This is a genomic window from Rhizobacter sp. P3_B12 (assembly GCF_056402895.1).
On sequence record NZ_JBFUGN010000166.1, the window covers coordinates 1 to 9,000 of the forward strand.

The window sequence follows — 9,000 nt, forward strand, 5'->3', positions numbered from 1 at the left end:
GTGAGCCAGCAGTGCCACCTGCGGATACGTCGTCGAGTTCGCATGCGCCTTCATGTTCATGAACGGCACCATGCGCTGAACCCAATCGGTAAACCGCAACGCCCAGGGCCACAGGTCAAGAATCGTGACCGGTGCGAACAGAATGACGAGCAATGGCAGTGCCACGGGGACCATGAGCAACGGGCTCAAAGTACCTCGAAGCGAGAACACCGGAATGGTCGCTGGCACCTCGACCGGTGGCTTGGTCTCCTCAAAAGAGGGGGGAAGCATGGCCGGCCTCATGCGGCCACCCGCATTCCTTCTAGGTTAACGTCGGCAGCCATGCTTCTGAACGCTTTGGCGAACTTCGCATCCTCCGCATTACCTGATGCCGCCCCTGCAATTCGAGCGTTGAGCCGGTTGATGCCATCAGCGAACTTATTGAGCACCGCCTTGGCCGCCTCAACGTCACTGACCGTGAGTTTTCCTTCTTGAATCTTCTTCGAGAGCTTGCCTAGTTCGGCGAAGAATTGATCGGCTGATCCTGTCGGCGTTCCAACGGCATCCCAGCCGTCCGGGTCCTTGAACTTGACCGCAAATGTTTCGATGAATGAGTAGTCGATGGAAGCCACTTTCAGACCACCTTTCTAAAGTTGGTATCGATGAAKAGTCGGAGAATGAGTAGTTGACCGCCAAGGGCTACGCTGGTGCCATACATCGCGGAGAAGGTCAGGAACGCGAATCCGACGCGGCTATGTGTAGTCATACCTTTTGCGAATGAAGGGTCCCCGGGAAGAGCCATGAAGAAGTAGACGCCACCAAGCATCAACGGCACGCCTACGAGCGACAGCAGCAGGTATTGCCTGAACCTCATTCCTCCTCGTGCCCGGCTGCGTGCCAGCAGCCGCGGGTAGTTCACGAAGCTCTGCCACAGCCACACCAGCGAAGCAATGGGAATTACCGTTAGCGTGAGGCAGTGAGTCAGCAAGGCGGCTTGGGAATAGGTGGTCGAAGCCGCATGCGCATTCATAGGTATGAACGGCATCAGGTGCTGCATCCACAAGGTAAATCGACGCAGCCAGGGCCACAGATCAAGAATGTTGTCAGTCGCGAACAGCGCCACGAAAACTGGCACCGCCATGGGGATCAACAGCAGCGGACTCAAGCTGCCTGACAAGCTGAAAACCGGAACGGTCGGCGGCATCTCGACTGGGGGTTTTGTCGGCTCAAAGGAGGGGGGTGGCATAGACGTCCTCATGCGGGCACCCGCATTCTGAAATTGATCTGGAAATAGTCATTTTTTGGAACCACCGACGCCGCGATCTGTTGATCCAGCTGAATCGCTAGCAGCACACCTCGCCAATAGAGCGTGCACTCCTTCTGTGTAGCGAATTCCTCGCGACCCGACCCCACGAAACGAAAATAGACGTCTCGCTCTTTATCAATCGTCCAATCAGGCTCGAATGTCATCTTCAAGAATCGCCTATCAATCGCCTTGATGCTGTACTTCTCAACGTCTTCCAGAGAAATAAATTCGTTGACGAAAGCCATATTCAATGCCCAATGTTGCGATTCATATTTATTTTCAGATTACCTTGCCTTCAAGATGAACCGTACATCACATCCGATCGCAGCACGTACTTCATCCCCCGCCCGACCTCCGCCCCTTCATGCCACGTGTCATGAATGAAGAGCAGCCCGCATCCCTGYTGCGGCACCACCTTGAAGTCCCGGAAGTCCGTCTCCCCGCCTTCGAAGCCGTGATTCAGGTAGACCAGCAGCGTCAGCCTGCTGGTCATTCCGCCCTCGGACCACGGCCCGTCCTTGTGCATCTTGAAGCGCTGCCCGGGCGAGTACTTGTAGAAGCGCAGTTCCTTCGGCAACCCCATGGCAGCTTCGCCATCCAGGTGCGGCAGCGGCAACGCCGCCAACCGCCCCCACAACAACGCGATCCACGACGGCGCCTCGAACTGCGCACGCTCGTTGTTCCGCACATTGCGCATCAGCTGCTGGCCTGCCGCAGTCCGCACCGATGCCGCGTCGAACCCACGCTGCTCCGCCAGTTCGATCAGCGCCGCACACTCGTCGCTCGACAACAAGCCCGGCACCGAGAACACGCGCTCCGAATGAGGCACCCATTGCCGCGGTGATGCGGGCACACCAGCAAGCGCCTCACCGATCACGATGTCCGACATGTCTTCTTCCTTCTCCCTTTGACCGCGCCAGTCTAGTCACGCCGCGCCGCAAAGTCCTCAACTGCGCGCACCCACTGATGGGGGACATCAACGAGCCAGATGACGGTATGAGCACTCTGTATGGAACGAGTGCGCGGATGCGCTACTGCAAGCCGCGCGTCCGCGCACAACGATCTACTTCACTTCATCGTCGTCCGGCGCTTCCACGCAGACGCTGATGTCGCACAGGCCGCATTCGCAACGCACCTCCAGCACCGGAAGCGCATCCGGCACGCCGGTCTGGCGTTCACTCACCGTCACCACTCCATCGCACGCGGGGCATCGTCGCTCTGCCATGCCCGCCTGCGCGCCGTGCGAGTGGGCCGCATCCAGCGCGGTGCCCTTCGCCTGCAGGAACAGCTCGTCCGCTCGCCGTTCAATCCAGCGCTCGAGCGCCTTCATCGCGACCACGAACCCCACCACCGACACCACTATCGCAACACCCAACCAATCGTTCATTTGCCGTCCTTTGCCAACACCGGGTTGCACTGCAGAGTGGTGTTGAGCGAAGCAGCTTAGAAATCAACTGTGCAGGAGATATGCAGTTGCGCGGTCTTTCAACCCGTTGATGGCCGCGATCGCCGATCTCGGTCTGGCAGCCCTGCGGCGGCACCATGCTCAGACCCACCCGGCTGTTCCCCCTTCGATGGCCGAAGACGCTTCGAAGCGAAATCCCACGTGCGCTCATCCCGCTTCGGGCATCGGGGCGCATACAGCTTGGCCCACGCCCAGGGATCGTTGGAGTACTCGATGCGCCCTCGCCTCGTGTTCAAGAGATACCCGGTTCGCTCCGCGACAACCTCCTGGGTTTGCAGATCGATGGCCTTCAGCGTGCCTCCGGCCACCCAGTGCTCGCGATCGTCGAGCGTGGAGATGTCATCCCACGTCAAACCATAGCGCGCCGTGAACGCGTCGATGGCTTTGCGTTCCAGCTTGAACTCGTAGATCCCAAAGCCGGGGTCCCTGCCGCTGCCTTTCGCCATGTACTGCTCTCTCTCGACCCGTGTCCGCTGTCTCACGAACGCGAGGGCGGCCGTGTACCGATACCGCTTCCCGTCGCTCGGGTCCACGGCCTCGACGAAGCGGTAGCCAGTCGCGTATTGCCTTGCCTCCGGCCGATCCAGCCCGCCACCGCTGGACGCACGCAGAAGAATCTTGATGCAATCCTCGCCGCTGCAATCCCTGCCATAGGGATCCTCCGAAAACTGCTCGGCGTCCACGATCACCGGACGCCACTTCATCCAGACGATGCCATCGACATCCTCGACGACACGGTTGACCTTGTCTCCAGCGGTCTTGCAACGCTTCTGGAAATGCGCCATGGCGGCCTCGAGTCTCGCGTTCGATTGGTCGAGCCACCGATTGCGCTCGGCAAAGTGCGTCGCCACCGGATATGCGAATGCGGCCATGACCCCGGCCGCGACGCCCCACTGCATCCAGTGGCGCTTCGGGAACCACGACACGACGATCGCGACGGCCACTGCAATGATCCAGTACAGCGGCCCGAGGACTTTGAGGGTGACGCCGAACGATGTCGCGTCGAGTGGCGTTACGAGGTCCATCTTCGAACCCTCGCGCCGTCATCTGCCGCCAGACTCGCCCGGCCCGGTGGGCGTGGGCTGGATCAGCTCCTCGTCGGCCTGCCGACACAGCCCCAGGCGACAGGCACACAGCCCGCAATCACAGTTCACGTCGACCATCCGCATCGCCGCGCTGCAGTCGTGCGCGGCGGCCGCCACGCTCACGCGGCTTCGGCATGCGGGGCAGCACCGCCGGTTCAAGCCCAGGTAGGCGCCCTGCAGGTGCGAGCGGGCCAGGCTGAAGGCCAGCCCCTTGGCCTGCAGGTAGACCTCCTCGGCGCGCCGTTCGGCACACCGCGCGATGGCGTTCATCACGAACGTCATCGCCATCACCACGACCAGGGCAACCAACAACGACAGCGCCGCCGCAATCTGCGTCCAGTTCTCCATAACCGTCTCCTTTTTCGACACCGGGTTGCACTGCTCGATGGCGTCGAGGAACCAGTCTAGAAATCAACTGTGCAGAATGTTTGCACGGGTTACGCATGGCATCTTTACAGCCACACCCCTGCTATCGTTGGGTCTACCCGGGGCAGGGCAAACTGCGCGCCCCCCTTGATGGAGATTCGAATGGAACATCGCAGACTCGGCTCGAGCGGCTTCAAGGTCCCCGTGCTCAGCCTCGGCACCGGCACCTTCGGCGGCGGTGGCGAATTCTTCGGCGCCTGGGGCAAGACCGATGCCGACGGCGCACGCCGCCTGCTCGACATCTGCCTCGAGGCCGGCCTGAACATGTTCGACAGCGCCGACGTGTACTCCGCGGGCGCGGCCGAGCAGGTGCTCGGCCAGGCGATCGCCGGCCGGCGCGACAAGGTGATCCTCTCGACGAAAGCCACCTTCCGCCTCGGCAGCGGGCCGAACGACGTCGGCTCGTCGCGCCACCACCTGCTCGATGCGGTGCACGCTTCGCTGAAGCGGCTCGGCACCGACTACATCGACCTGTTCCAGCTGCACGGCTTCGATGCGCAGACGCCGGTCGAAGAGACGCTGCGCACGCTCGATGACCTGGTGCGCGCCGGCAAGATCCGCTACCTCGGCGTGTCGAACTTCTCCGGCTGGCACCTGATGAAGTCGCTGGCCGCATCGGAGCGCCTGGGCATCTCGCGCTACGTCGCGCACCAGGCCTACTACTCGCTGATCGGCCGCGACTACGAATGGGAGCTGATGCCGCTTGCGCTCGACCAGGGCGTGGGCGCGGTGGTGTGGAGCCCGCTCGGCTGGGGCCGCCTCACCGGCAAGATCCGCCGCGGCACCGGGCTGCCGGCGCAGAGCCGCCTGCACAAGACCGCCGAGTTCGGCCCGCCGGTGCCCGACGAGCAGTTGTTCCGCGTGATGGACGCGATCGACGCCGTCGCGAAGGAAACCGGCAAGAGCGTGGCGCAGATCGCACTGAACTGGCTGCTGCAGCGGCCCACGGTCGCGAACGTGATCATCGGCGCGCGCGACGAGGCCCAGCTGCGCGACAACCTCGGCGCTGTCGGCTGGTCGCTGAGCACGTCGCAGATGAAGCTGCTCGACGAGGCCAGCACGGTGACCCGGCCGTATCCGTACTGGCACCAGGCATCGTTCGAACGCAACCCGCTGCCGGTGTGAGGAGACAAGCATGACCGCGCGATACCAGGGCGTGTTCCCGGTGGTGCCCACCACCTTCACCGACAGCGGCGAGCTCGACCTGCCGAGCCAGAAACGCTGCGTCGATTTCATGATCGATGCCGGCTCGACCGGGCTGTGCATCCTCGCGAACTTCTCCGAGCAGTTCGTCATCGCCGATGCCGAGCGCGAGCTGCTGACGAAAACCATCCTCGAGCACGTGGCCGGCCGCGTGCCGGTGATCGTGACGACCACGCACTTCAGCACGCGGCTGTGCATCGAGCGCAGCGTGCGCGCGCAGCAGCAGGGCGCGGCGATGGTGATGGCGATGCCGCCGTACCACGGCGCGACGCTGCGCGTGCCCGAGGGCCAGAGCATCGAGTTCTTCTCGCGGCTGTCCGAGGCGCTCGCGATTCCGATCATGGTGCAGGACGCTCCCGTCAGCGGCACCACGCTGAGCGCGGCCACGCTGGCACGCATCGCACGCGAGACGGCGAACGTGCGCTACTTCAAGATCGAGGTGCCGCAGGCGGCGGCCAAGCTGCGCGACCTGATCGCGCTGGGCGGCGATGCGATCGAAGGCCCGTGGGACGGCGAGGAGGCGATCACGCTGCTGGCCGACCTGGATGCCGGCGCGACCGGTGCGATGACCGGCGGCGGCTTCCCCGACGGCATCCGGCAGATCGTCGATGCGTTCGCGGCAGGCAATCGTGAAGCAGCCGTCGCGGCCTATGCACGCTGGCTGCCGCTGATCAACTTCGAGAACCGCCAGGGCGGCTTCCTGAGCGCGAAGGCACTGATGAAGGAAGGCGGCGTCATCGCGTGCGATGCGCCGCGCCATCCGTACCCGCCGATGCACCCGGCCACGCGCACCGGCCTGCTCGATGCGGCACGGCGGCTGGATCCGCTGGTGCTGCGCTGGGGCCGATGATCACCTGCCGAGGGCGAACGGATGCTTCCGTTCTCAGCGCTTCAACGGTCGCGTCGATTCCCGCATCACGAGCAGCGGCGGCGGTAGCGCGCCGTCCGGCGTCTCGCCGCGCAGCATCGCCAGCACCGCCAGCGCGCCCAGTTCGCCGAGCTGGTACACCGGCTGGCGGATCGTGGTCAGCGGCGGGATCGAGTACTGCGAACCCGCGAGGTCGTCGAAGCCGACCACCGCCACGTCGTCGGGCACGCGCAGGTTGCGCCGGTACAGGCCGAGCGCCGCGCCATAGGCCGTCTGGTCGTTCGCCGCGAAGATCGCGCTGAAGTCGGTGCGCGATTCCATCAGCTGGCTCAGCGCCTTCAGCCCGCCCGCCTCGCTGAAATCGCCCTGCACCACCAGCGCAGGGTCGTAGGCGATGCCGGCCTCCTTCAGCGCACGGCGGTAGCCTTCCTTGCGCTCGCGCGCATCGGCATGCTCGCGCGAACCGAGGATGTGCACGATGCGCCGGTGGCCCAGTTCGATCAGGTGCCGCGTCGCCATGCGCGCGCCCTCGACATTCGCGAAGTTCAGGCTGAACAGGCCGGGGGCCGAGAGCTTGCGCCCCGTCACCACCGTCGGCACGCGCCGCGCCACCTGCATCAGCACCTCGTCGGGCAGCCGGCCGGTGAAGACGATCAGGCCGTCGACGCGCCGCGACAGCAGCAGGTCGACGCATTTCTTCTCGTCGGCCACCGTCCAGTGGCCGCTCGCGAACAGCGGCATGTAGCCGGCCGCGCCGAGCACCGCCTCGATGCCGCGCAGGCCTTCGCCGTAGAACGGGCTGTCGATCGACTGCGTGACCACGCCGATGCTCAGCGTGCGCCCGCCGGCCAGGCCGCGCGCCACCGGGTTCGGCATGAAGCCCAGCCGCGCGATCGCGGCATCGACCGCCTTCTGCTTGGCCGGACTCACCTTCGCGCTGCCGTTCAGGATGCGCGAGACCGTGCTCGACGACACGCCCGCCAGCTCGGCCACCATCTGCAGCGTCACCGATGTGTCGGTGACGCTGGCCACGGCGGGCGCCGCAGCGGCACGCTTGCGCGCCGGCTTGGGGGGTGGGCTCTTGGTGACCTTCTTGGAGACCGCCTTCATGCGTGGCCGTACTGCTGTGAGTGAATCGAAAAGTGTACGTTCATGCATCCATGCATTGCGGCGTTGAAACACCCCCGAAGGAGCGTATCGGCACCCACGCAACATGAGGGAAAACCATGGCTCGCAACTTGCATACAAGATCGCATTCACCCATTCTCGACCCGTGTCGATGCCCTGTTGTGGAGYCCGGATCCCATGTCCCTCGAGCCCCGGACCTTGCGTGAACTGCAGCAGGCGCTGCGCGAAGGCACCCTGACGGTGCGTCGGCTGATGGAGCGCGTGCTGCACGAGCGTGCACGGCATGCGGCATCGGCCTGGATCGCGCTGCGGCCCGAGGAGGAACTGCTGGCCGAGGCCGAGGCCTGCGATGCCCGCGCGCGCRGCGAAGGCGCGGCGCTGTGGGAGCGGCTGCCCCTCTTCGGCCTGCCGTTCGCGGTGAAGGACAACATCGACGTGGCCGGGTTGCCGACCACCGCCGCCTGCCCGGGCTTCGCGAGCGGCCCGGCCGCGCGGCATGCCACCGCGGTGCAACGCCTGGCCGATGCCGGCGCCATTCCCGTCGGCAAGACCAACCTCGACCAGTTCGCGACCGGCCTGGTGGGCACGCGTTCGCCGTACGGCGCGGTGCCGAACCCGTTCGATGCAGCCCATGTGAGCGGCGGTTCCAGTTCGGGCTCGGCCTACGTGGTCGCGACCGGCCAGGTGCCGTTCGCGCTCGGCACCGACACAGCCGGCTCGGGCCGCGTGCCGGCCGGTTTCTGCCACATCAGCGGGTTGAAGCCGACCAAGGGCTGGCTGCCGTCGACCGGTGTGGTACCGGCCTGCCGCAGCCTCGACTGCATCTCGGTGTTCGCGTTGACGCCGGAAGACGCCTGGGTGGTCGCGAGCCAGGCGGCCGGCCCCGATCCGCAGGACCCGTTCAGCCGCAGCGCGTTGCCGCCGCGGCTGCGGCTGGACGCGTTGCAGGACCTCGCGGTCGGCGTGCCCGACACGCTGGAGTTCTTCGGCGATGCGCAGGCGCGCGACGCCTTCGAGGCCGCGCTGGTCCATCTGCGCGAGCGCGGCTGCAAGCTGGTGCCGGTGCCATTCGAGCCGCTCGCGCGCGTTGCGGCGCTGCTGTACCAGGGGCCGTGGGTGGCCGAACGCTATGCCGCGGTCGGCGCCTTCCTCGATGGCGACCCGCCCGGTGCCGACCCCACCGTCGCGGCGATCGTGCGCAGCGGCCGCGCGCCGGCCGCCCACGAGCTGTTCGAGGCGCAGTACGCGCTGGCYGCGGCGCAGCGCCAGGCAGCGGCGATGTGGTCGCAGGTCGCGGTGCTGGTGGTGCCGAGCGCGCCGACGCACCCGACGCGGGCCGCGCTGCAGGCCGATCCGTTCGAGCCGAACCGGCGCCTCGGCCACTACACGAACTTCGTCAACCTGCTCGACATGGCGGCCCATGCGCTGCCCGGCCCGATGCGCGGCGACGGCCTGCCGGCCGGCGTCACGCTGATCGGGCCGGCGTTCAGCGATTTCGCGCTGGCCGGGCTGGCCGCCACGCTCGCCCGCGTGTTCGAGC

The 9,000-nt window shown here is 65.7% G+C and carries 12 protein-coding genes; 3 read left to right on the forward strand and 9 right to left on the reverse strand.

All coding sequences use genetic code 11. From position 1 onward, the window contains the following. From AC1D01_RS11685 to AC1D01_RS11720, 8 genes are all read right to left on the reverse strand, one after another. A partial coding sequence (locus AC1D01_RS11685) for a hypothetical protein (protein WP_477866300.1) occupies window positions 1-270 on the reverse strand: 270 nt, incomplete at its 3' end. 8 nt (window positions 271-278) lie between these two features. Further along, complete coding sequence (locus AC1D01_RS11690; RefSeq protein WP_477866302.1) at window positions 279-611, reverse strand: hypothetical protein; 333 nt, start codon at window positions 609-611, stop codon at window positions 279-281. A 2-nt stretch (window positions 612-613) separates the two neighbouring features. After that, window positions 614-1,183 carry a hypothetical protein gene (locus tag AC1D01_RS11695; protein ID WP_477866304.1) on the reverse strand — a complete coding sequence of 190 codons (570 nt, stop codon included), beginning with the start codon at window positions 1,181-1,183 and terminating at the stop codon, window positions 614-616. Between the two features lie 50 nt (window positions 1,184-1,233). Beyond that, entirely contained in the window at window positions 1,234-1,530 is a 297-nt protein-coding gene (locus AC1D01_RS11700) for a hypothetical protein (RefSeq protein ID WP_477866306.1), read from the reverse strand. Window positions 1,531-1,580: 50 nt separating this feature from the next. Continuing rightward, a complete protein-coding gene (locus AC1D01_RS11705) occupies window positions 1,581-2,174 on the reverse strand; it encodes a prolyl hydroxylase family protein (RefSeq protein ID WP_477866308.1) in 594 nt (197 codons plus the stop codon). Window positions 2,175-2,348: 174 nt separating this feature from the next. Then, complete coding sequence (locus AC1D01_RS11710; RefSeq protein ID WP_477866310.1) at window positions 2,349-2,624, reverse strand: hypothetical protein; 276 nt, start codon at window positions 2,622-2,624, stop codon at window positions 2,349-2,351. A 146-nt stretch (window positions 2,625-2,770) separates the two neighbouring features. Then, on the reverse strand, window positions 2,771-3,775 hold the full coding sequence (locus AC1D01_RS11715) for a hypothetical protein (protein ID WP_477866312.1): 1,005 nt from the start codon (window positions 3,773-3,775) through the stop codon (window positions 2,771-2,773). 18 nt (window positions 3,776-3,793) lie between these two features. Then, a complete protein-coding gene (locus AC1D01_RS11720) occupies window positions 3,794-4,183 on the reverse strand; it encodes a hypothetical protein (RefSeq protein ID WP_477866314.1) in 390 nt (129 codons plus the stop codon). A 180-nt stretch (window positions 4,184-4,363) separates the two neighbouring features. Here AC1D01_RS11720 and AC1D01_RS11725 point away from each other — a divergent pair, with 180 nt between their 5' ends. Further along, complete coding sequence (locus AC1D01_RS11725; RefSeq protein WP_477866316.1) at window positions 4,364-5,386, forward strand: aldo/keto reductase; 1,023 nt, start codon at window positions 4,364-4,366, stop codon at window positions 5,384-5,386. A 10-nt stretch (window positions 5,387-5,396) separates the two neighbouring features. Then, window positions 5,397-6,314, forward strand: a complete 918-nt coding sequence (locus AC1D01_RS11730; RefSeq protein ID WP_477866318.1) for a dihydrodipicolinate synthase family protein — start codon at window positions 5,397-5,399, stop codon at window positions 6,312-6,314. Between the two features lie 33 nt (window positions 6,315-6,347). Here the strand turns inward: AC1D01_RS11730 and AC1D01_RS11735 are convergent, their stop codons facing one another. Next, a complete protein-coding gene (locus AC1D01_RS11735) occupies window positions 6,348-7,442 on the reverse strand; it encodes a LacI family DNA-binding transcriptional regulator (protein ID WP_477866320.1) in 1,095 nt (364 codons plus the stop codon). Window positions 7,443-7,637: 195 nt separating this feature from the next. Here AC1D01_RS11735 and atzF point away from each other — a divergent pair. Further along, window positions 7,638-9,000 (forward strand): allophanate hydrolase (gene atzF, locus AC1D01_RS11740; protein ID WP_477866322.1); only part of this gene is annotated, 1,363 nt, incomplete at its 3' end.